Annotated in this window: 14 protein-coding genes; 6 read left to right on the top strand and 8 right to left on the bottom strand. The window is 68.8% G+C overall.

The genetic code is table 11. The annotated features are described in order from the left end of the window. The first annotated feature begins 66 nt into the window (after positions 1-66). Positions 67-600: a lactoylglutathione lyase gene (gene gloA / locus AC3A5K_RS10790; protein WP_487617520.1), complete on the top strand. Its 534-nt coding sequence runs from the start codon at positions 67-69 to the stop codon at positions 598-600. Positions 601-680: 80 nt separating this feature from the next. On the opposite strand, the gene otsA is transcribed toward gloA, so the two are convergent. From otsA to otsB, 3 genes are read right to left on the bottom strand one after another with little or no spacing between them, the layout of a single operon-like run. After that, a complete protein-coding gene (gene otsA / locus AC3A5K_RS10785) occupies positions 681-2,072 on the bottom strand; it encodes an alpha,alpha-trehalose-phosphate synthase (UDP-forming) (RefSeq protein ID WP_487617519.1) in 1,392 nt (463 codons plus the stop codon). Further along, positions 2,069-3,859 carry a glycoside hydrolase family 15 protein gene (locus AC3A5K_RS10780; protein ID WP_487617518.1) on the bottom strand — a complete coding sequence of 597 codons (1,791 nt, stop codon included), beginning with the start codon at positions 3,857-3,859 and terminating at the stop codon, positions 2,069-2,071. Before AC3A5K_RS10780 ends, otsA begins: the two co-directional genes overlap by 4 nt. Next, positions 3,856-4,671, bottom strand: a complete 816-nt coding sequence (otsB, locus tag AC3A5K_RS10775; RefSeq protein ID WP_487617517.1) for a trehalose-phosphatase — start codon at positions 4,669-4,671, stop codon at positions 3,856-3,858. Before otsB ends, AC3A5K_RS10780 begins: the two co-directional genes overlap by 4 nt. Positions 4,672-4,714: 43 nt before the next feature. On the opposite strand from otsB, the gene AC3A5K_RS10770 reads away from it, so the two are divergent. Continuing rightward, the gene (locus AC3A5K_RS10770) at positions 4,715-5,137 is read left to right on the top strand and encodes a thiol-disulfide oxidoreductase DCC family protein (RefSeq protein ID WP_487617516.1); all 423 of its coding nucleotides are present in this window, start codon (positions 4,715-4,717) and stop codon (positions 5,135-5,137) included. Between the two features lie 255 nt (positions 5,138-5,392). Then, positions 5,393-8,191 carry a PAS domain-containing protein gene (locus AC3A5K_RS10765; protein ID WP_487617515.1) on the top strand — a complete coding sequence of 933 codons (2,799 nt, stop codon included), beginning with the start codon at positions 5,393-5,395 and terminating at the stop codon, positions 8,189-8,191. A 166-nt stretch (positions 8,192-8,357) separates the two neighbouring features. Here the strand turns inward: AC3A5K_RS10765 and AC3A5K_RS10760 are convergent, their stop codons facing one another. Further along, entirely contained in the window at positions 8,358-9,071 is a 714-nt protein-coding gene (locus AC3A5K_RS10760; protein WP_487617514.1) for a glutathione S-transferase, read from the bottom strand. 188 nt (positions 9,072-9,259) lie between these two features. On the opposite strand from AC3A5K_RS10760, the gene clpB reads away from it, so the two are divergent. The 3 genes from clpB (at position 9,260) to AC3A5K_RS10745 (ending at position 13,963) form a co-directional block, all read left to right on the top strand. After that, positions 9,260-11,845: an ATP-dependent chaperone ClpB gene (gene clpB / locus AC3A5K_RS10755; protein WP_487617513.1), complete on the top strand. Its 2,586-nt coding sequence runs from the start codon at positions 9,260-9,262 to the stop codon at positions 11,843-11,845. Positions 11,846-12,114: 269 nt separating this feature from the next. Beyond that, positions 12,115-13,014 carry a TIGR01777 family oxidoreductase gene (locus AC3A5K_RS10750; protein ID WP_487617512.1) on the top strand — a complete coding sequence of 300 codons (900 nt, stop codon included), beginning with the start codon at positions 12,115-12,117 and terminating at the stop codon, positions 13,012-13,014. A 79-nt stretch (positions 13,015-13,093) separates the two neighbouring features. Continuing rightward, positions 13,094-13,963, top strand: coding sequence for an AraC family transcriptional regulator (locus tag AC3A5K_RS10745; RefSeq protein WP_487617511.1), 870 nt, complete (start codon positions 13,094-13,096; stop codon positions 13,961-13,963). A 10-nt stretch (positions 13,964-13,973) separates the two neighbouring features. Here AC3A5K_RS10745 and AC3A5K_RS10740 read toward each other — a convergent pair whose 3' ends face one another. From AC3A5K_RS10740 to AC3A5K_RS10725, 4 genes are all read right to left on the bottom strand, one after another. Then, positions 13,974-14,729 carry an SIR2 family NAD-dependent protein deacylase gene (locus AC3A5K_RS10740; protein WP_487617510.1) on the bottom strand — a complete coding sequence of 252 codons (756 nt, stop codon included), beginning with the start codon at positions 14,727-14,729 and terminating at the stop codon, positions 13,974-13,976. 2 nt (positions 14,730-14,731) lie between these two features. Continuing rightward, complete coding sequence (gene ybaL / locus AC3A5K_RS10735) at positions 14,732-16,465, bottom strand: YbaL family putative K(+) efflux transporter (RefSeq protein WP_487617509.1); 1,734 nt, start codon at positions 16,463-16,465, stop codon at positions 14,732-14,734. 360 nt (positions 16,466-16,825) lie between these two features. Continuing rightward, entirely contained in the window at positions 16,826-19,267 is a 2,442-nt protein-coding gene (locus AC3A5K_RS10730) for a TonB-dependent receptor plug domain-containing protein (RefSeq protein ID WP_487617508.1), read from the bottom strand. A gap of 175 nt (positions 19,268-19,442) precedes the next feature. Next, positions 19,443-21,845, bottom strand: a complete 2,403-nt coding sequence (locus AC3A5K_RS10725) for a TonB-dependent receptor plug domain-containing protein (protein WP_487617507.1) — start codon at positions 21,843-21,845, stop codon at positions 19,443-19,445. Positions 21,846-21,900 lie beyond the last annotated feature (55 nt).

Raw genomic sequence — 21,900 nt, 5'->3', positions numbered from 1 at the left:
CGCGGACGCGGTCGCCACGCCGCGATCGTCGATAATGGCCGGCCATCCTGTTCCCGGAGCCGTGCCATGACCGCACAGACCCGCGCCGACCTCGCCCAGGTTCCCGGCGTCATCGCCCAACGTGACGCCGCCACCCACGGCTTCGTGTTCAACCACACCATGCTGCGGATCAAGGATCCGGTCGCGTCGCTGGATTTCTACACCCGCGTGCTCGGCTTCACCCTGGTGCGCCAGGCCGATTTCGAACAGGCCAAGTTCTCGCTGTTCTTCCTCGTGCTGATCGACGACACCAGCGTCGTGCCCGACGACGAGGCCGCGCGTCGCGAATGGCTGGCCGGCCAGCGCGGCGTGCTCGAACTCACCCACAACCACGGCACCGAAACCCAGGACGGCCCGGTCTATCACGACGGCAATTCGGATCCGCGCGGCTTCGGCCACATCTGCGTCACCGTGCCCGACGTGCAGACCGCCTGTGCGCGTTTCGAAGAACTGGGCGTCACCTTCCAGAAGCGTCTCACCGACGGCACGATGCGGTCGCTCGCCTTCATCAAGGATCCTGACGGCTACTGGGTGGAGATCATCCAGCCGCGTCCGCTGTAAGCGCATCGTCGCGACGCGTCCCCTGGGGCGCGTCGCGGTGTGTGTATCGAAGGGCCGGCCCGCACTCTGCGGGATCGGCCTCAGGCCCCGTCGGTTCCGGGGAGCCGCACCTGGGACAGCTTGTCGAGGAAATCCCGGCGCCAGGCGTGGATGTCGTAGTCGCGGATCCGCGACATCATCGACTGCCAGCGTTCGCGTCGTTCCTCCACCGACATCTTCAGTCCGGTCGCGATCGCATCGGCGACGCCGTCGCTGTCGAAGGGATTGATCAGCAGCGCGCCGTCCAGCTCGCGCGCCGCACCGGCGAAGATCGACAGCACCAGTGCGCCGGGTTGCTGCGGATCCTGCGCGGCGATGAATTCCTTGGCCACCAGGTTCATGCCGTCGCGCAGCGGCGTGACCAGACCGATCCGCGACATCCGGTAGAAGCCGGTCAGCGTGGCGTGCGGATAGGTGCGGTTGACGTAGCGCACCGGCGTCCAGTCGGGGTCCGCGTGGCCGCCGTTGATGTGGCCGGCGTACTGCTCCAGTTCCCGGCGCAGCGCCCGGTAGCTGGCGACCCCGCCGCGCGACACCGGCGCGATCTGCAGATAGGTCAGTTTGCCGTGCTGGTCGGGGTGGCGTTCGAGGAAACGTTCGAATGCGCGGAAGCGTTCCGGCAGTCCCTTGGAATAATCCAGCCGGTCCACGCCGATGGCGAGCGCGCGCCCGTTGAGGCTGGCCTGCAGGCGTTTGACCGCGGGGATGCGCACCGCGTGTTCGGCGAGTGCGGCCAGTCCGCCGGCGTCGATGCCGATCGGAAACGCATCGGCACGGAAGCGGCGACCGTCCTGTTCGCGCAGTTCGCCGCGGCCCGCGACCTGGCCGCCGCGGAACAGGCGGATGTAGTCCTGGAAACGTTCGAGGTCGCGTTCGGTCTGGAAACCGACGAGGTCGTAGGCGGCCAGCGCGCCGAAGGTTTTCTCATGGTGCGGCAGGCCCGCGATGATGTCGGCCGAGGGAAACGGCACGTGCAGGAAGAATCCCAGCCGCGCCCGCACGCCGCGCTTGCGGAGCTCCTGCGCCAGCGGCAGCAGGTGGTAGTCGTGGATCCAGACGATGTCCTCGTCGCGGACTTCCTTGGCCAGCTTCTCGGCGAACAGCGCGTTGACGCCGCGGTACGCGGCCTGGGTCATCGCGTTGTAGTCGACCAGGTCCAGACGGAAATGCAGCAGCGGCCACAGCGTGCGGTTGGAGAAGCCGTTGTAGTAGCCCTCGTAGTCCTCGCGCGACAGATCCATCGTCAGGTATTCGATGCCGTCGGACGACGTGCGGTGCAGTTCGCCCGAATGCGCGCGCGCCACCTTGCCGCTCCAGCCGAACCACAGGCCGCCGGATTCCTTCAGCGCCGCGTCGAGCGCCGTCGCCAGGCCGCCGTTCTGGCTCGAGTCCGGCAGCGCGACCCGATTGGAGACGACGACCAGGCGGCTCATGCGGCCTCCTGCCACGACCGCGACAACCGCATCGCCGCCATGATCAGGCCGACGTGCGAATAGGTCTGCGGGAAGTTGCCCCAGGCCTCGCCGGTGTCGAACGACAGGTCTTCCGACAGCAGGCCCAGATGGTTGCGGCGCGACAGCAGGGTCTCGAACAGCGTGCGCGCCTCGTGCTCTCGACCGATCGACGCCAGCGCGTCGATGTACCAGAACGTGCAGATGGTGAAGCTGGTCTCGGGTGCGCCGAAATCGTCAGGGGTGACGTAGCGGAACAGGCCGTCGCCATGTCGCAGCGCGCGGCCAACGGCTTCGACCGTACCGACGAAGCGCGGATCCTCCGGGGTCACGAAGCCGAGGTCGGCGAGCAGCAGCAGCGAGGCATCCAGCCGGTCGCCGCCGAAGGCATCGGCGAAATGACCGAGTTCCGCGTTCCAGGCTTCGGACAGCACGCGCGCGCGCATCGTATCGGCACGTTCGCGCCAGTAATCGATGCGGTCGTCGAGACCGAGCTGGCCGGCGATCCGCGCGAGCCGGTCACAGGCCGCCCAGCACATCACCGCGGAATACGTATGCACGTGCGCCTTGCCGCGGAATTCCCACAGGCCGGCGTCGGGCTGGTCGTAGAGCTTCCACGCCAGTTCGCCCAGCGGCTCGAGCTTGCGGAACGTGGCCTCGTCGCCGCGATGTTCCAGGCGGCGGTCGAAGAACAGCTGGGTCGAGGCCAGCACCACGCTGCCGTAGGTGTCGTGCTGGCGCTGCACGTAGGCCGCATTGCCGCGGCGCACCGGACCCATGCCGCGATAGCCCGCCAGCGCCGGCATCGTTTCCTCGTCGAGCGCGTGCTCGAAGGCGATGCCGTACAGCGGCTGCATGTCGCCGTCGTCGCTGACGGTCAGGTTGAAGATGTAGCGGATGTACTCCTCCATCGTGCGCGTCGCGCCGAGGCGGTTGAGCGCGCGCACGACGAACGCCGAATCGCGCATCCAGCAGTAGCGGTAATCCCAGTTGCGTTCGGTGTCGGCGGCCTCCGGAATCGAGGTCGTCATCGCGGCGATGATGCCGCCGCTCTCCTCGTACTGGCACAGCTTCAGCGTGATCGCGCTGCGGATCACCGCCTCCTGGAAATCCAGCGGGATCGACAGGTAACGCACCCATTCGCGCCAGTAGGCGGTGGTGCGGTGCAGGCCGTCGCGCACGAATTCGGGCAGCGGCTGGGTCAGGGTCTCGTCGGGGCCGAGCACGAAATGCAGGTCGCGGTCGACGACGAACGGCAGGCCCTCGCGCAGCAGGCGGATCGGCATGTCGGTGGTCGCGCGCAGGGTGAAGCCGGGCAGCACGAAGCGGATGTGGTTGCTGCCCCAGGTGCTGTCGGGCGCGCGCGCGCCCCAGTCGGCCAGCGGGCGCAGCAGCACGCGGATGCGCGGACTGCCCGACAGCAGACGCACGCGCCGCATCAGCATCACCGGGCGGTAGAAGCGGTCGTGCTGGCGCCAGCGCGGCGCGTAATCGGTGATCTCGATCGAGGCGCCGTGGCGATCGAACAGCACGGTGCGCAGGATCGCGGTGTTCTCGAGGTAGCTCTGCTCGCTACGGTCGAAATCCTCGAGTTCGATCGACCAGTCACCATGTCCTGCGTGCGGCGACAGCAGGGCGCAGAACGCAGGGTCGCCGTCGAAAGCCGGCAGGCACGACCACACCAGCCGCGCGCGCTGGTCGAACAGCGCACCGAAGGTGCCGTTGCCGACGAGGCCGAGATCGAGGCTGGGGGCGAGCGGTGCGGTCATCGTGTCGTCTCCGGAGCAGGGGATGGTGGAACGCCGAGCCAGCGATGCACCGCCGACGGCGAGGCCAGGCGATGACGCGCGGCACTGCCGCTGCGGTCGCCGACCAGGATGCTGATCCCGCCGTGGCCGTCGACGGCGGCGAAGCCGGGTTCGTCGGTCAGGTCGTCGCCGGCGAACACCGGCACACGCCCGGCGAACGGCGGTTCTTCGAGAAACGCGAGGATCGCGCTGCCCTTGTCGGCATGCCGTGGGCGCAGTTCGATCACGTGGTCGCCGGGCTGCAACTGGTAGTCCGGCAGGCCGGTCAGTGCGCCGGCCGCGAAAGCGCGCAACGCCGCGCCGGTGTCGGCCTTGTGCGCTTCCGGCACCATCCGCCAGTGCAGGCCGATCGCCAGGCCCTTGTCCTCGATCAGCGCGCCGGGATGCGCGCGCACCAGTTCCATCGCCGCATCGCGCACGCGGCGCAGCGCGGGCGGCACGTCGCGTGCGCCCATCGCCTGACCGGCGCGTCGGCGCTCGACGCCGTGCAGGCCGGCGGCCGTGAACACGGCAGGCGCGAACAGGGCGTCGAGGGTGGCGATGCTGCGGCCGCTGACCAGGGCCAGTGCACCGTGCAGACGTTCCTGCAGCACCTGCAGGCGCTCGATCAACGCGGGCGGGACGTACACCGCATCGGGCCGCGGCGCGAACGGCAACAGACAGCCGTCGACATCGAGAAACAGCGCCGCATCGTCCGGCAATGCGGGAGGCGGTGGCAGGGCGGCGATCGCCGCAGCGGAGTCCGACAGGGATGTATCCGGTGATTGGCGCATTGCAGCATGATGGTCACGTTCCGGGAAAACCGATGTGAATCCGATGTCCCGTTCCACTCCTGCGGTCTCCGGCGACGGCCCGGTCGTCGTCTTCGATGGCGTCTGCGCGCTGTGCAGCGGCTGGGTGCGGTTTCTGCTGCGCCGCGACCGTCGCGCGGTGTTCCGATTCGCCGCGATGCAGGACCGCGTCGGCCACGATCTGCTGCTGGCGCACGGCATCGACCCCGCGGATCCGGTGTCGTTCCTGCTGGTCGACGGCGGCACGGCGTGGCACGACAGCGATGGCGTGATCGAAGTGCTGCGCCGTCTCGGCGGCCCCTGGCAAGCGGTGGTCGCGCTGCGCGTCTTGCCGCGCGGCCTGCGCGATGCCGTGTACCGCCTGCTGGCGCGCAACCGCTATCGCATCGCCGGACGCGGCGAAACCTGCATGCTGCCGCCGCCAGGCACCGGTGGGCGGTTCCTGTGAGATCACTGCGACTTGCGCGCGATGGGTCTTCCGGCGCGCGGCCGCAACGATGCGACGGGGCACGCGTGGCGTCGCCATTTGCGCGCCGGTGGCAGCTCGGCGCGGCCCTGCGAAGGTGATCGCCGCGTCCCGTCGGGTGCCGGCCCGGAACCGCCTTGTGGCGCGGCCGGGATGGCGCCGCGCCAACGCACGGTGATCCGGTCGACAATTTGTGACAATGCCCCAGCCTGATCCCGGTCCAACCCCGAGCCCACCTTGAATTCTTCGTCTCCGACAGATGGCCGCAGCGAACGCGACACCGAGCGCGTCCAGCTGGCACTTGCCGCCGGAGCGATCGTCGGAACCTGGTTCTGGGATGTCGTCCGCGACCATGTGACCGTCGACGAGGCGCTGACCGGCGCCTTCGGCCTGGATCCGGATGCGGCCATCGGCGGGCTGCGCCTCGAGGAGATCCTGGCCTCGGTGCATCCGGACGACCAGGCCGGCCTCAAGGCGGCCATCGAGGACGCCATGGCCCAGGGCGGGCGCTATGCGCACCAGTACCGCGCGCGCGGCACCGACGGCAGTTATCGCTGGATCGAGGCGGTCGGCCAGGTGGACCACGACGCCGACGGCAACGCACTCGATTTCTCCGGCGTGCTGATCGACATCGACGAGCGCCGGCGGATCGAGTCCGAGCGCGACCATGCCCAGACCCTGCTGCGCTCGTTCGTCGATGCCGCGCCGGGCGTGGTCTATGCGAAGGACCGCCAGGGCCGGCTGCTGATCGGCAACCGCGGCACCACCGAGCTGATCGGTCGCCCGCCCGAGGCCTACATCGGTCATACGGATGCCGAGCTGCTCGGCGATCCCGTGCAGGCGGCCGCGGTGATGGCGACCGACGAACGCATCATGGCGAGCGGGCAGGCGGAGCAGATCGAGGAAGTGGTGAGCTTCCCCGACGGGCGCCACGCCTGGTGGTTGTCCACCAAGGCGCCGCTGCGCGATGCCGACGGCGACGTCGTCGGGCTGGTCGGCACCTCGCTGGACATCACCGACCGCAAGGCCGCCGAGGCGCGGCACCAGGAGATCGAGGAGCGCTACCGGCTGGCCGCGCGTGCCACCAACGACGCGATCTGGGACTGGCGCATGGCCGATGGCCACGTCATCTGGAACGAGGCCCTGAACACGCTGTTCGGTCACACCGAAACCGAGACCGATGCGGCGTGGTGGCTCGACCACATCCATGCGGACGACCGCGCCCGGATCGACACGCGGATTCATGCGGTCATCGATGGCGACGGCACGGCGTGGTCAGGCGAGTACCGGTTCCGGCGGGCCGACGGCAGTTACGCGGCCGTGCTCGACCGCGGCACCGTGCTGCGCAACGAGGCGGGCACGCCCGTGCGCATGATCGGCGCGATGCTGGACCTGTCGGCCAGCAAGGCCGCCGAGGCGGCGCTGGCCCAGAGCGAAGAACGCCTGCGCCTCGCCACGGACGCCGGCGACATGGGGTTCTGGGATGTCGATCTGGTGCAGGACGCGCTGATCTGGCCGCCGCGCACCAAGGCCATGTTCGGCATCTCGCCGGAGGCCGAGGTCACCCTGCGCGATTTCTTCGACGGCCTGCATCCCGATGACCGCGCCGCCACCGGCGCCGCCTTCGACGCGGCCGCCGATCCGAAGCGTCGCGCGCACTACGACGTCGAATACCGCACCGTCGGCAAGGAAGACGGCGTCGTGCGCTGGGTGGCGGCCAAGGGCCGTGGCCTGTTCGAAGGCGAGCGTTGCCTGCGCGTCCTCGGCGTGGCGGTCGACGTGACCGCGCGCAAGCACGCCGACGCACGCCTGCAGGAACTCAACGAGCAGCTGGAAAGCCGCGTCCTGGCCGAAGTGGCCGAGCGCGCGCGCGTCGAGGACGCGCTGCGCCAGAGCCAGAAGATGGAAGCGGTGGGCCAGCTGACCGGCGGCATCGCCCATGACTTCAACAACATGCTGGCGACGGTGATCGGGCCGCTGGATCTGCTGGCCTCTCGCCTGGGCGAGCATCCGGATCCGCGCACCAAGCGCTACATCGACATGGCGATCGACGGCGCCACCCGCGCAGCCCAGCTCACCCAGCGCCTGCTCGCGTTCTCCCGCCAGCAGCCGCTGCAGCCGGTGGCCGTGGATGCCAACCGGCTGATCGCGGGCATGTCGGATCTGCTGGTGCATTCGCTGGGCAGCAGCGTGCGCCTGGACATCGTGCTGGCGGACGAGCTCTGGTGCACGCATGTCGATGCCAACCAGCTCGAGAACGTGATCCTCAACCTGGCGGTCAATGCTCGCGATGCGATGCCCGGCGGCGGCCGGCTGACGGTCGAGACCGCCAACTGCGACGTGGATGCGGGCCGCGCGTCCGGGGACCAGGATCTGCCGGCGGGGCAGTACGTGATGATCACCGTGACGGACACCGGCTGCGGCATGCCGGCCGAGGTGATGGCCAAGGCCTTCGATCCGTTCTACACGACCAAGAAGATCGGCAAGGGCACCGGCCTCGGGCTGTCGCAGGTCTACGGCTTCGTCCGGCAGTCCACCGGCCACGTGCGGATGCAGTCCGTGGTGGGCGAGGGCACGGTCGTGCGGATCTATCTGCCGCGGCTCGCCGCGGGCGTCGATGCGGCGCTGCAGGCGGGGCCGGCCACGACGTCGCTGGTGCCCGGCCGCCAGGAACTCATCCTCGTGGTGGACGACGATCCGGCGGTGCGCCAGTTCTCCACCGAAGCCCTGACCGAGCTGGGCTACCGCGTCCTCGCGGCCGATGGCGCGGCCAATGCGCTGAAGACGCTCGAAGCCCATTCCGGCATCGCGCTGCTGTTCACCGACGTCGTGATGCCCGAGGTCAACGGCCGCCAGCTGGCGGATGCCGCCCTGACACGGCATCCCGGCCTGAAGGTGCTGTTCGCCACCGGCAACAGCCGCAACACCCTCGTGCATGACGGCGTGCTGGATCCCGGGGTCCACCTGATCGGCAAGCCCTTCACCCTCGGCGAACTGGCGACGCGCGTGCGTGCGGTGCTGGCCGAGGCGGGATAACGCGAGCGGCATCGCGCACGGGTGGCCCGCGCCGCGGTCGTGTCAGGCGCGCCGGGGCTTCAGTGAGATCGCAGCAATCGGCCCCGGCGGCCTGACGTCTGCAAACTCCGACGCGCGCACGTGCGCACCTATCTCCGGCACGCCACAGTTCCGACGCGTGTGTCGCTCAGGCGTCCGTAGCGCCATCGAGTTCGGGGTAGTGGCGGAAGATCCCGTTGGTGTTGAACGCCAGCCGCCGGTCCGAGGCCAGATAGGCGGCCATGTGGGGCCGTTCGGCGATCCGCGCTTCCAGCGCACGTAGCTGTGGAATCTTCGGGGCCAGTGCCTGCATGGCGTCCGGATACGCGTAGTCCAGCCCGCGCACGATCTGGAACAGCGACAGGTCGACATAGGAATGCGCGCCGAGCGCATGGCCGTTGCCGCGGGTGACCACCTGCTCGAAATAGCCGAGAAATTTCGGCAGCCGGTGCGCGCGCAGATCGGCCGCGCGTCGCTTTGCCGCGTCCCGCTGGTCTTCGTAGTATTCGGCGCTCGCGATCGGGTGGTGGCTGTCGTGGATCTCGGTGACGAGGTCGGCGATGGTGAGCTGCAGCTGCAACGCCTGCAGTCGCGCGGCTTCGCCTTCGGGCACAAGGTCGAGCTGGGGCCCGAGGAAGTGCAGGATGTTGGCGACCTGGGCGACGACCAGATCGCCGGACTTCAGAAACGGCGGCGCGAACGGGTGCGCCCCCTTGCGGTCGCCATCGAGGAAGGACTGCAGTGCATCGTCGCCGTCCACGCGGGCCACGTCGACGTAATCGGCGCCGGCATCTTCCAGCGCGAGCCGCACGAACTCGCCGCGGCCCTGGATGCCGGTCCAGTAATAGAGCTGGTAGGTCATGTGCCGCTCCGCCAGAGGGAAGGCCGCCACCCTAGGACCGCCCGCGCAAGCGACGGGTGAGGGCGGTGGCAGGATTCCGTCAAGACCGGGGCGCAGTGCGGTCCCCGACCCGCTTGCAACACGCCGCTTCGACCGCATCTGTTGGACATTGCCGGCGCTGCCGGCCCCGATCTCCCGAGGATTTCCCCATGCGGATGGACAAGCTCACCTCGCGTTTCCAGCAGGCGCTGAGCGACGCGCAGTCGCTGGCCGTGGGCCGCGACCACAATTTCATCGAACCGGTGCATCTGTTGCTGGCCCTGCTCGACCAGCAGGGCGGCGGCACGCGGCCGCTGCTCGGCCAGGCCGGCGTCAATGTGCCGGTGCTGCGCGAGCGCCTGACCGAAGCGATGGACCGGTTGCCCAAGGTCACCGGCCAGGCCGGCCAGCTGTCGGTCGGCAACGACCTCTCGCGCCTGCTCAATGTCACCGACAAACTGGCCCAGCAGCGCGGCGATGCGTTCATCGCCTCCGAGCTGTTCGTGCTGGCGGCGCTCGACGACAGCGGCGATGCCGGCAAGGCGCTCAAGGCCGCCGGCGCCGACAAGGCGCGCCTCGAAACCGCGATCACCCAGGTGCGCGGCGGCGAGAGCGTCAAGGACGAGAACGCCGAAGACGCGCGTCAGGCGCTGGAGAAATACACGATCGATCTGACCGCGCGGGCCGAGAGCGGCAAGCTCGATCCGGTGGTCGGTCGCGACGAGGAAATCCGCCGCACGATCCAGGTGCTGCAGCGGCGCACGAAGAACAACCCGGTGCTGATCGGCGAGCCCGGCGTAGGCAAGACCGCGATCGTCGAAGGCCTGGCCCAGCGCATCATCAACAACGAAGTGCCCGAAGGCCTGCGCGGCAAGCGTGTGCTGTCGCTCGACATGGGCGCGCTGATCGCCGGTGCGAAGTACCGCGGCGAATTCGAGGAGCGCCTGAAGGGCGTGCTCAACGATCTGTCCAAGAACGAAGGCCAGATCATCCTCTTCATCGACGAACTGCACACGATGGTCGGCGCCGGCAAGGCCGAAGGCTCGATGGACGCCGGCAACATGCTCAAGCCGGCGCTCGCGCGCGGCGAACTGCATTGCATCGGTGCGACCACGCTCGACGAGTACCGAAAGTACGTCGAGAAGGACGCCGCGCTGGAGCGTCGTTTCCAGAAGGTGTTCGTCGGCGAGCCCAGCGTGGAAGACACGATCGCGATCCTGCGCGGCCTCAAGGAACGCTACGCGGTGCACCACGGCGTGGAGATCACCGATCCGGCCATCGTCGCCGCGGCCACGCTGTCGCACCGCTACATCGCCGACCGCCAGCTGCCCGACAAGGCCATCGACCTGATGGACGAGGCGGCGTCGCGCATCCGCATGGAAATCGACTCCAAGCCCGAGGAGCTCGATCGCAAGGAACGCCGGCTGATCCAGCTCAAGATCCAGCGCGAGGCACTGAAGAAAGAAAAGGACGCCGAGTCCAGGCAGCGTCTGGCCGATCTCGAAGCCGAGATCGCCACGCTGGAGCGCGCGTACAACGATCTGGAAGAAGTCTGGAAGGCCGAAAAGGCCACGGTGCAGGGCGCAACGAAGATCAAGGAGCAGATCGAGGCTGCGAAGCAGCAGCTCGAATCGGCGCAGCGTGCGCAGGATTACGCGAAGATGAGCGAGATCCAGTACGGGCGCATTCCCGAACTGGAAAAGCAGCTGCACGCCGCGCAGGAGGCCGAGACCCAGGGCTTCACCCTGCTGCAGGACAAGGTGACCGCCGAGGAGATCGCCCAGGTCGTCGCGCGCTGGACCGGCATTCCGGTCAGCAAGATGCTGGAGGGCGAGCGCGAGAAGCTGCTGGCGATGGAATCGCAGTTGCATACGCGCGTGATCGGCCAGGAAGAGGCGATCAAGGTCGTGTCCGATTCCGTGCGGCGCTCGCGCGCTGGACTCAGCGATCCCGATCGTCCCACCGGCTCGTTCCTGTTCCTCGGCCCGACCGGTGTCGGCAAGACCGAGCTGTGCAAGGCGCTGGCCGAATTCCTGTTCGACAGCCAGGACGCGATGGTGCGCATCGACATGAGCGAGTTCATGGAGAAGCACTCGGTCGCGCGCCTGATCGGTGCGCCCCCGGGATATGTGGGCTACGAAGAAGGCGGCTATCTGACCGAAGCCGTGCGTCGTCGCCCGTACAGCGTGATCCTGCTCGACGAGGTGGAAAAGGCGCATCCGGACGTCTTCAACATCCTGCTGCAGGTGCTCGACGACGGCCGCCTGACCGATGGGCAGGGGCGCACCGTCGACTTCCGCAATGCGGTGATCGTGATGACGTCCAACCTCGGCTCGCACCAGATCCAGGCGCTGGATGGTGACGATTCGCCCGAGGCCTACACCCAGATGAAGGCTGCGGTGATGGGCGTGGTGCAGGCGCACTTCCGCCCGGAATTCATCAACCGGCTCGACGACATCGTCGTGTTCCATCCGCTGGACAAGCGCCAGATCCGCGAGATCGCGCGCATCCAGATGCGCGGGCTGGAGAAGCGTCTGGCCGAACGCGGGCTGCGCATCGAAGTCTCGGATGCAGCCTTCGAACTGCTGGGCAATGTCGGTTTCGATCCGGTCTATGGCGCGCGGCCGCTGAAGCGTGCGATCCAGCAGCAGCTGGAGAATCCGCTGGCGACACGCATCCTGTCAGGCACGTTCGTGGCCGGCGACACGATCCGGGTCGACGCGGCCGGCGGCGAACTGGGCTTCGCCAAGGCCTGACTCCGTGCAGGCGGCGATTCGCAGGGATCGCCGCCTGTCGGGGCTGCGTGCGGTTGTGCTCGCAACTCGTGTGCGTTGGGCGGCGCGCACGGCAATCGCGATGTGCTGATTGGAAGCGGCGTCACCGCTTCCGATCCGGGCGGCGTCGCTTCGCCCGCAAGGTGCCTTTGGGCGAGAGCATCCGCGCAGCATCACGGCCGCTAAGCGTGTTGACGCCCGCGTCCACCGTTCCGGGCGAGCATGGCGATCACGCGGACACGGAACGGCCCATGCACATCCTGATCACCGGCGGCAGCGGATTTCTTGGCAGCGCGCTGACCGAGCGGCTGCAACGCGATGGCGCCCGTGTGACCTGGCTGTCGCGCCGGGCGTCCACGCCCGCGCCGTTGGGCGTCGAGGTGCGCGATTACGCGTCCCTGTGGTCCGACGACCGCTTCGATGCGGTGGTGAATCTCGCCGGTGCGGGTATCGCCGACCGGCGCTGGAGTCCGGCGCGCAAACAGCTGTTGCACGACAGCCGCCTGATCCCGACGCGCGCGGTCACCGAGTGGATCCGTTCCGCCCATGTACCGCCGAAGGTGCTGCTGAGCGGCTCGGCGATCGGCTGGTACGGCGCGCAGGACGGAACGTCGCTGGACGAGGACAGCGCCCCGCACGACGAGTTTCAGCACCAGCTGTGCGCAGCTTGGGAGGCGGCGGCGCGCGCGGTCGAGGACCGGGTCCCGGTCGTGCGTCTGCGTACCGGCGTGGTGCTGCATCCGGCGGGCGGCATGCTGCAGCGTCTGCAACTGCCCTTCCAGCTGGGCCTCGGCGCGCGGCTCGGCGACGGACAGCAGACGCTGAGCTGGATCGCACGCGAGGACTGGGTCGGCGCGACGCTGTCGCTGCTGCATGCGCATCTCGACGGCCAAGCGGATGCGCCGACCGGTGCGTTCAACCTCACCGCCCCGGCGCCGGTCGACAATGCCGGCTTCACCCGCGCACTGGCCGATGCCCTGCGGCGTCCGGCGCTGCTGGCCGTGCCGGCAAAGGCGCTTGAACTCGGGCTGGGCGAGATGGCGACGCTGCTCGTCGATGGCCAGCGCGTGCTGCCCAAGCGACTGCAGCAGCGTGGCTTCGACTTCGCCTGGCCTGTACTGTCGCCGTGTCTGGACGCTGTGCTGCGCTGAATCTGGACTGCGCAAGATCGGGTACGCGCGCAGCGCGCCGGCACCGGATACTCACGGCGACCCCATTGCGAGCGCCGCCATGAAAGCCGATACCCGGTCCCGTCTCGCGCCGCGCATCGCCGCCGTCGCCGGTGAACTGCAGACCCTCGTTGCCGAGGGTGCGTCGCTGCCGCCGCTGGAGACGCTCGCGCGTCAGGCCAGTCTGTCGCCGTTCCACTTCCATCGCGTGTGGCGCGCGGCCACTGGCGAAACGCTGGGGCGCACGTTGACGCGGCTGCGCCTGTCGCGCGCGCTGCAGTTGCTGGTCGCGGGCGAGACGGTCACGCGGGCCGCGCTCGCGGTCGGCTATGCCAGCCCGCAGGCCTTGGCGCGCACGTTCCGGCTGACGCTCGGCGTTGCGCCTGCCGCACTGCGTGGCAATACGGCGCAGGCGACTGCGTTGCTCGACCGCCTGCAACCGCCGCCGGCGTCAGTTCACGTGCCGCTGGCCGTCGAGCTGGTCGAGATCGCGCCCTTCGAGGTCGTGGCGCTGCGCGCGCGCGGCGCCTTCGACGATCTCGACGATGCCTTCGGGCGCCTGTTCGGCTGGGCCGAAGCCGCGGGTCTGGTGGAGTCCATCGATGCGCTGATCGGCGTGCCGCTCGGCGATCACCGCGACCTGCCACCACACGCCCTGCAGTTCGAGGCCGCGGTACGTGTATCGATGCCGGCGACAGTGCCGCGACCGCTGCACAGGCTGACGATCGCAGGCGGTCGCCATGCGCGCGTGCGCCATGTCGGCGCGTATTCGGGACTGGAAGACATGACCGATCGCCTGCTGGCGCAGTGGTGGCCGGGCAGCGGCGAGCGCCTGCGTGACGCGCCGCTGCATTACCACTTCCTCGATGATCCCGAACAGGTCGCCGAAGCCGATCTGCGCGCCGATATCCTGTTGCCGCTGGAGGACTGAGGCGCGGCGCTCAGCCCGCGAGCACGCGCCGCGGATCGTCCGGTGCCTGCTGCAGACGCGCGCGCAGCTGCGCCATGCCGGCGGTCGCGGTCAGTGGCCAGTGCGCGGACGCACGCGACGACAGCGGCGTCGCCTGCGGATTGATGTCGAGCACCGGGATGCCGGCGCGCAGTGCGCGCTCGGGCAGACCGGCTGCTGGCCAGACCAGCGAAGACGTGCCGACGACGACCAGCAGGTCGCAGGCATCGACGGCGGCTTCCGCCGCATCCCAGGCCTCGGCCGGCAGCGCTTCGCCGAACCACACGACGTCGGGCCGGAAGGCGGCGCCGCATCCGGCGCAGGCAGGTGGCGTTTCGCGTGCGCCGCCGTCGGGTGGAGGCGGCGCCGCGAGAATCGGATCAGGCGTGATGCGCGCACCGCAACCGATGCAGCGCGAGGCGAGCAGGCGGCCATGCAGATGCAACACGTCGCGCGCACCGCCGCGTTCGTGCAGGTCGTCGACGTTCTGGGTGACCACCGTCAGCGCGTGACCGTCGCCGACGAGTGCAGCGACATCGACGTGCGCGGCATTCGGTGCGGCTGCGGCCACCATCGCCGCGCGCCAGCGGTACCAGCCCCAGACGAGCGCGGGATCGGCGCGGAACGCGTCTTCGGTCGCCAGGCGCTCGGCGTCGAAACGCGCCCACAGTCCGGTCAGCGCATCGCGGAAGGTCGGAATGCCGCTCTCGGCCGAGATGCCCGCACCGCTGAGCACGACCAGGCGCATCGTCAGACGGGCTGGATCGCCTCGACCGGCGTCGAACCCGGACGCACCGGGCGGAACGGCGGCGTCGACATCACCATCTCGGCCAGCGAATAGGCCAGTTCGCGTTCGGCCAGCACGGCGCCGTCGGCGCCGTGCTCCAGCAGATGGCGGACCTCGCCGTCGCTGTGCGCGCGGGCGAGCACGGTGATCGCCGGATTGATCGCCTTCATGCGCTCGATCGCCTCGCCGGCTTCCAGTGCCTGCGGGATCGCGAAGATCGCCAGCGCGGCGCGATCGGGCGCGGCGTCGAGCATCACCGGCTCGGACGCGATGTTGCCGCGCACGACGGTGAAGCCGCGCTCGCGTCCACGGCGGACCAGTTCGTTGTCGTCCTCGACGACGACCAGCGGCACGCCGCGCTGCTTCAGCAGCTCGGCCAGTTGGCGGCCGACGCGGCCGTAGCCGACGAGGATCGCGTGGCCGTGCAGGTCCGCAGGCACCGCATGTTCCGGCGGCAGCGGCGCGACATGCGCGTTCGAGGCCGCGCGCGCGGCGAGTTCCTGCTTCGCCTGCCAGCGGTCGAGCCAGGCGAACAGCAGTGGATTGACCACGATCGACAGCAACGCGCCGGCCAGCACCAGATCGCGTCCGGTCTCGGGCAGCAGCTGCAGGGCGACGCCGAGGCCGACGAGGATGAAGGAGAACTCGCCGATCTGCGCGAGGCTGGTCGAGATGGTCAGCGCGGTCGAACGCGGATGCTTGAACAGCCGCACGATGTAGTACGCGGCGATCGACTTGCCGACCACGATGATCAGGAACGTCGCCAGCACCTGCCACGGGTGTTCGACCACGATCATCGGGTTGAACAGCATGCCCACCGAGACGAAGAACAGGACCGCGAACGCGTCGCGCAGCGGCAGCGAATCGTTCGCGGCCTCGTGGCTGAATTCCGATTCGTTGAGCACCATGCCGGCGAAGAACGCGCCCAGCGCGAACGACACGCCGAACAGCGCCGAGGCGCCGAAAGCGACGCCCAGCGCGATCGCCAGCACCGACAGGGTGAACAGTTCGCGCTGGCCGGTGCCGGCGATGCGCTCGAGCACCCACGGAATGACGCGACGACCGACCAGCAGCATCACCGCGACGAAGGCGCTGACCTTGACCAGCGTCCACAGGATCATCAACGCGATCGACGCGGCGCCGGGGCTGGCACCGTCGCCGCCGCGGTCGGTGTAGATCTCGGCCAGCACCGGCAGCAGCACCAGCGCCAGCACCATCACGAGATCCTCGACGATCAGCCAACCCACCGCGATCTTGCCGCGCCGGGTATCCAGCAATCGCCGCTCTTCCATCGCGCGCAGCAGCACCACCGTACTGGCGACCGACAGCGCGAGGCCGAACACGAAGCCGCTGACCATCGGCCAGCCCATCAGCCACGCCAGGACCCAGCCCAGCACGGTCGCGACGGTGATCTGGGCGATGGCGCCGGGAATCGCGATGGACTTCACGTCCATCAGGTCCTTGAGCGAGAAGTGCAGGCCGACGCCGAACATCAGCAGCATCACGCCGATTTCGGCGAGCTGGTTGGCGAGGTCCTGGTCGGCGACGAAGCCCGGGGTGAACGGTCCGACGACGATGCCCGCGACCAGATAGCCCACCAGCGGCGAGAGCCGCAATTTGTTGGCGAGCGCGCCGAACACGAAGGCCATGCCGAGGCCGACGGCGACGATGTTGATCAGGTCGGTGTTGTGCGGCATCGAGGCTTCGCGCTGGACTGGTCTTGCAGTGTCGCCGACGCATCGCGACAGGGGCAAGCAGGAATGTGCGCGTTCTTCGTCGAATTCCGGATTCCGCGCACGAAGTCACCCCGAACGCACGGGAATGTGCGTGTTCGAACACGCCTGCCCGTGACGCGGTCGCGCCCCACGGGCCGGCGGCCAGGCGCGCGCGAGGTCGGGCGAACCCGACCCGTCGATGAGGTGGGCGCGCGGGCGCGTGATGGGAGCCGGGCCGGAACCGATCCGCGCGCAAGCGCGTTCCTCCCGGCGCGCCCAGCCCCGGAACGACGATGCCCCGGCAGGCCGGGGCATCGATGCGGGCGCGGACCTTCGAACGCCTTACCAGGTGTAGGCGACCTTCGCGTAGGCGAACGCGCCACCGAACCCGAAGGGCGACAGGTTGCTGTAGGGGAACTGCCCATTGGTCGAGTTGGGGAAGGTGTTCTCGTCCGGATACTCATTAAGCACGTTGTCCGCGCCCAGCGTCAGCGCCCAGTGGTCACCCGGCTTGAAGCTGGCCGAGACGTCCAGCAGCACCTTCGCGCCGTAGGTCTGGTCGTTGGCGGCAGAGGCCGGACGCGTGGTCACGCTGCCGTAGCGGGTGGCGGCCGCCGCGAACGCCCAGTCGTCGACGGTCCAGGTGCCCGACAGCAGCAGCTTGTTGCGCGGGAAGCCTTCTTCCACGCGGCCGATCTCGGTCCGGTCGATGCGCACCAGATTCAGGCCGTTGGCCTCGAGTTCGGCCGGGTTCGGCGCGATCGAGGTGATCTCGGTCTTGGAGTGGTTGTAGCCTGCGGTCAGGTCGAGACTGCTCGCGGCGAGATCCCAGCGGTAGCTGCCGACGACGTCGATGCCGCGGGTGCGCGTGTCGACCGCATTGGTGAAGTAGCGGCCGCCGGTGACGCCGAAGATGCCCTGCGATTCCAGGAACAGGCGCACGCGCTGGTCGGCGGGCGCGGCGCTGGTCGGATCGACGAGGTTCGATGACAGGATGATGCGGTCGTCGATGTCGATCTGGTACGCATCGATGGTCACGTAGAGCCGGTCCACCGGCTGCAGCACCAGGCCGAGGCTGTAGGACAGCGACTCTTCTGGACGCAGCGCCTCCGCGCCGAGGGCCTGGGCGGTCGGATCGTCCACCGCGAAGGTGCGGATCTCGAACGGCGTGGTCGCGCCGGGCAGGAAGGTCGTGCTGACGGTCTGGAAGTTCTGCTGCGCCAGCGACGGCGCGCGGAAGCCGCTCGCCACCGTGCCGCGCAGCGCCACCGCGTCGTTGAACGCGAAGCGCGCCGACAGCTTGCCGGACAGCTCACTGCCGAAATCGTCGTAGTCCTCCCAGCGCGCGGCGACGCCGGCCGAGAACCGGTCGGTCAGATCGGCTTCGAGTCCGGCGTAGACCGCGTAGCTGTCGCGGTCGTAGGCGCCGGAGACAGTCGGCGCGAAGCCGCCGAAGCCCTGCGCACCCGCGGCCGCGCCCGGCACGCCGCCCGTGCCTGCGACGTAGGACCCCAGCTCGCCCGGCGACTGGTTCCACTTCTCGTTGCGGCCTTCCACGCCGAACGACAGCGTCGCCGGATACGCCAGGCCCACCTCCAGCGGGCGGCTGATGTCGAGGTTGACGATGTTCTGCGTGGTCTCCAGCGCGCCGTCGTAGAACGACGTCGGCGAGCTCGCGCCCAGGCTCGCGTTGAGCGTGTTGCGGGTATAGAACTCGAGGTGGTTGTAGCCGTAGTTGTAGCTGAGGTCCCAGTTCCAGTCGCCGGCGTGGCCCTTGATGCCGGCAACCAGCGAACGGTCCTTGGAGATGTTGTTGATCTCGGGCAGGAAGCCGTCCGGATAGACGCTGCGGATGTTCTGGCTGGCGTTGCCCGGCGCGCGGAAGAACGCGAACGAGGTGATGTCGCGATTGCTCGCGGTGCCGAAGCCGTAGAGGCTGATGGTGTCGGTCAGCGCGAAATCGGTATTGAACGCGACGGCGCCGAAGTCGACCTGGGGTTCGCCGATGACGAAGGCCTTCTGGCCCACGGCCGGCTGGCTTGCGGTCGGCGCGGTCGCACCTGGCGAAAGCGCGAACGGCCGCGCCCGGTTCGTCTCTTCCTGTTGGCCCAGCTGCGCCGACAGGTGCAGGAAACCGCGGTCGTCGCCGAGCGAAAGCCCGGTGTCGCCGGCGATCTGGGTCTGGGTGCCGTCGCCGGCGGAGTACTGGCCCGCGGTCAGCGACAGGCTGCCGCCCTGCGATGCGCCCTTGAGCACGATGTTGACGACACCGGCGATCGCGTCCGAGCCGTACTGCGCCGATGCGCCGTCGCGCAGCACCTCGACACGGTCGATCGCCGAGACCGGAATCGTATTGAGGTCGACCGGCGCCGAGCCGCGACCGATCGTGCCGTTGAGGTTGAGCAGCGACGAGGCGTGGCGACGCTTGCCGTTGACCAGCACCAGTACCTGGTCGGGCGACAGGCCGCGCAGCTGCGCCGGGCGGATCGCCGAGGTGCCGTCGGTCAATGCCGGGCGCGGGAAGTTCAGCGAGGGCAGGGCGCGTGCCAGTGCGGTCGCGAGCTCGGTGGTGCCGGTGGCGGTCAGCGTCTCGGACGTGATGATGTCGATCGGCGACTGCGACTCGGCGACCGTGCGGTCGCTGACCCGGGTGCCGGTGACGATCAGGGTATCGAGCGTGGACGTACGGGCGGGCGCATCGACCGGCGCCTGCTGGGCGAAAGCAACGGACGGGAACACCAGGGCCGCGGCAACGGCAAGGGTCAGACGGTGGGGACGAAGCATCGGGGGAGGCCTGTTGTTGGAAATTCGTAAAGGCGATTGGAGCGCGTTGTCCTGAAATCGTCAATGATCATAAAAATGTGATTCTATCGTTCCTTATTTGGAACGCATGACAGCCGACCCAATGACAACGCCCCGGCAGGACCGGGGCGTCGGGATCACACGCCGATCGAAAGGTTTACCAGCGGTAGGCGACGTTGCCGTAGACGAAGGCGCCGTTGAAGCCGAACGGCGAACTGCCGCTCCACGGCAGCTGGCCGCCGGTGGAATTCGCGAACAGCACTTCGTCCGGATATTCGTCGAGCACGTTGTCGCCGCCGACCGTGAACTTCCACTTGTCCAGCGTGTACGAGAACGCGAGGTCGAGCGTCCACGCCGCGTCGAAGGTCTGGTCCTGCGCCGCGTTGCCGGCCAGCACGCTGAACTCGCCGTAGCGCGTGCCGGTGGCGGTGGCTTCGAAGGCGCCGGCGGTCCAGGTGCCGCCGAGCAGGACCTTGTCGCGCGGTGCGCCCACCTCGAACCGCGCACGCTCGATGCGGTCCACCCGGCTCGCGGTCGGGTCGATCGCCAGCAGGCGCGCCGGATCGGGTGCGACGCGGTCCACTTCCGTCTTGTTGTAGTTGTAGCCGACGGTCAGGTCGAGCGCGCTGGCAGGCAGCTCCCAGCCATAGGTGCCGATCACGTCGATGCCGCGCGTCGTGGTGTCGATGGCATTGGTGAAGTAGCGGCCGCCGCCCACCGCGAATCCGGCGGCATTGAGGAAGTTGCGGATCGCGGGATTGGTGCCGGTGCCGAGATTCGACGACAGCGTGATGCGGTCCTCGACTTCGATCTGGTAGGCATCGATGGTGACGTACAGCCGGTCGACGGGCTGCAGTACGAGACCCAGGCTGAAGTTCGTCGATTCCTCGGGCTGCAGCGGTTCGGCGCCCAGCGCGATCGCCGCCGCGTTGTTGACGCGGAAGGTCACGATGTCGAACGGCACGCCGCTGATGAAGTTGGTGGCGGTCGACTGGAAGTACTGCTGCTGCAGCGACGGGGCGCGGAAGCCGGTGGAGGCGGTGGCGCGCAGGGCGACCGCGTCGGTGAACGCATAACGGGCCGACACCTTGAAGTTGCTGGTGTCGCCGAAGTCGCTGAAGTCCTCGTAGCGGCCTGCCACGCCGACCGACAGCTTGTCGCTCAGCTCGGCCTCGAGACCGGTGTAGACCGACAGCGAATTGCGGTCGAAACGGCCGCCGTCACCGGGACGGAAGCCCGCGAAGACCTGGGCGCCCGGCACCGCGCCCGGCTGGCCCGGCGCGACCACGCCGCCATTGGCGTAGGACAACGGTTCGCCGGCGGACTGCGCGAACACATCGCCGCGCCATTCCGCACCGTAGGACCAGGTCACCGGATACGCGAGGCCCCATTCCAGCGCCTTGCTGAAATCCAGGTTCAGCACGTGCTGCTTGACCTCCAGCGCACCGGCGTAAAACTCGGTCGGCGATGTCGGCCCCAGGCTCCGGTTGAGCGTGTTGAGGATGTCGAACGTCATCTCGCTGTCGCCGTAGGTGTAGCTGAAGTCGATCGCGGTGCCGCCTGCGGTCTCGGCCTTCAGGCCGGCGCTGAAATGGTGGTCGGTGGTGACGTTGTTGATCTGCGGCAGGAAGCCGTCGGGATAGATCGACGGAATGTTGCGCGGGTCGCCGGCCGGGCGGAAGAAGCCGTTGGAGAGCGAGTCGCGCTTGGTGTAGATGCCGGTGCCGTAGAACTGCAGAGAGTCGTTGACCGGCAGTTCGGCATTGAATGTCACCGAGCCGTGGTCGACCTCGGGATCGCCCTGGCGCTGCACCACCTGGCCCAGCGGCGCGGTGGTCGGGCCCGGCGCGCCGATGTAGGGCCGTGCGCGGTTGGTCTGGTCCTGGTGCGCGCCCTGCGCGGACAGGTGCACGAAGCCGTCGGCGCCGAGTCCGAAGCCGGCATCTGCCAGCACCTGGTACTGCGCGCCGTCGCCGGCGCTGTACTGCCCGTAGCGCCCCGAGACGCCGCCGGTGCCGGCGCGGCCCTTGAGCACGATATTGATCACGCCGGCGATCGCATCCGAGCCGTACTGCGCCGACGCGCCGTCGCGCAGCACTTCGACACGTTCGATCGCCGAGATCGGAATGGTGTTGAGGTCGACCGGCGACGAGCTGCGGCCCTGCGAGCCGTTGACGTTGACCAGAGCGCCGGAGTGGTAGCGCTTGCCGTTGACCAGCACCAGCACGTGATCCGGCGACAGGCCGCGGATCTGCGCCGGTCGCACGGCGTCGGTGCCGTCGTTGATCGCCGGCCGCGGGAAGTTCAGCGACGGCAACGCGCGCGACAACGCCGTCGCCAGTTCCGGCGTGCCGGTGGCGGTCAGCGTTTCGGGCGTGAGGATGTCGATCGGCGATTGCGACTCGGCCACCGTGCGGTCGGAGACCCGGGTGCCGGTGACGATCAGGGTGTCCAGCGTGCGCGGCTGCTGGGTGGCCGGCGGGTCCTGCGCGAGGACCGGTGCGGCGGAGAACGACGCGAGTGAGACGAGCAGGGCGAGGTGCAGCGGGTGTCGGGTCATGCGGCATTCCTTGTGGGGTAGGAGAGCGATGCGATGCGAGCGACTGCCTTTCCGC

The organism is Luteimonas sp. Soil_C_5, from assembly GCF_057656615.1.
Note: the sequence above shows the minus strand (reverse complement) of the source record. Positions and strands in the feature narration are given on the sequence as shown.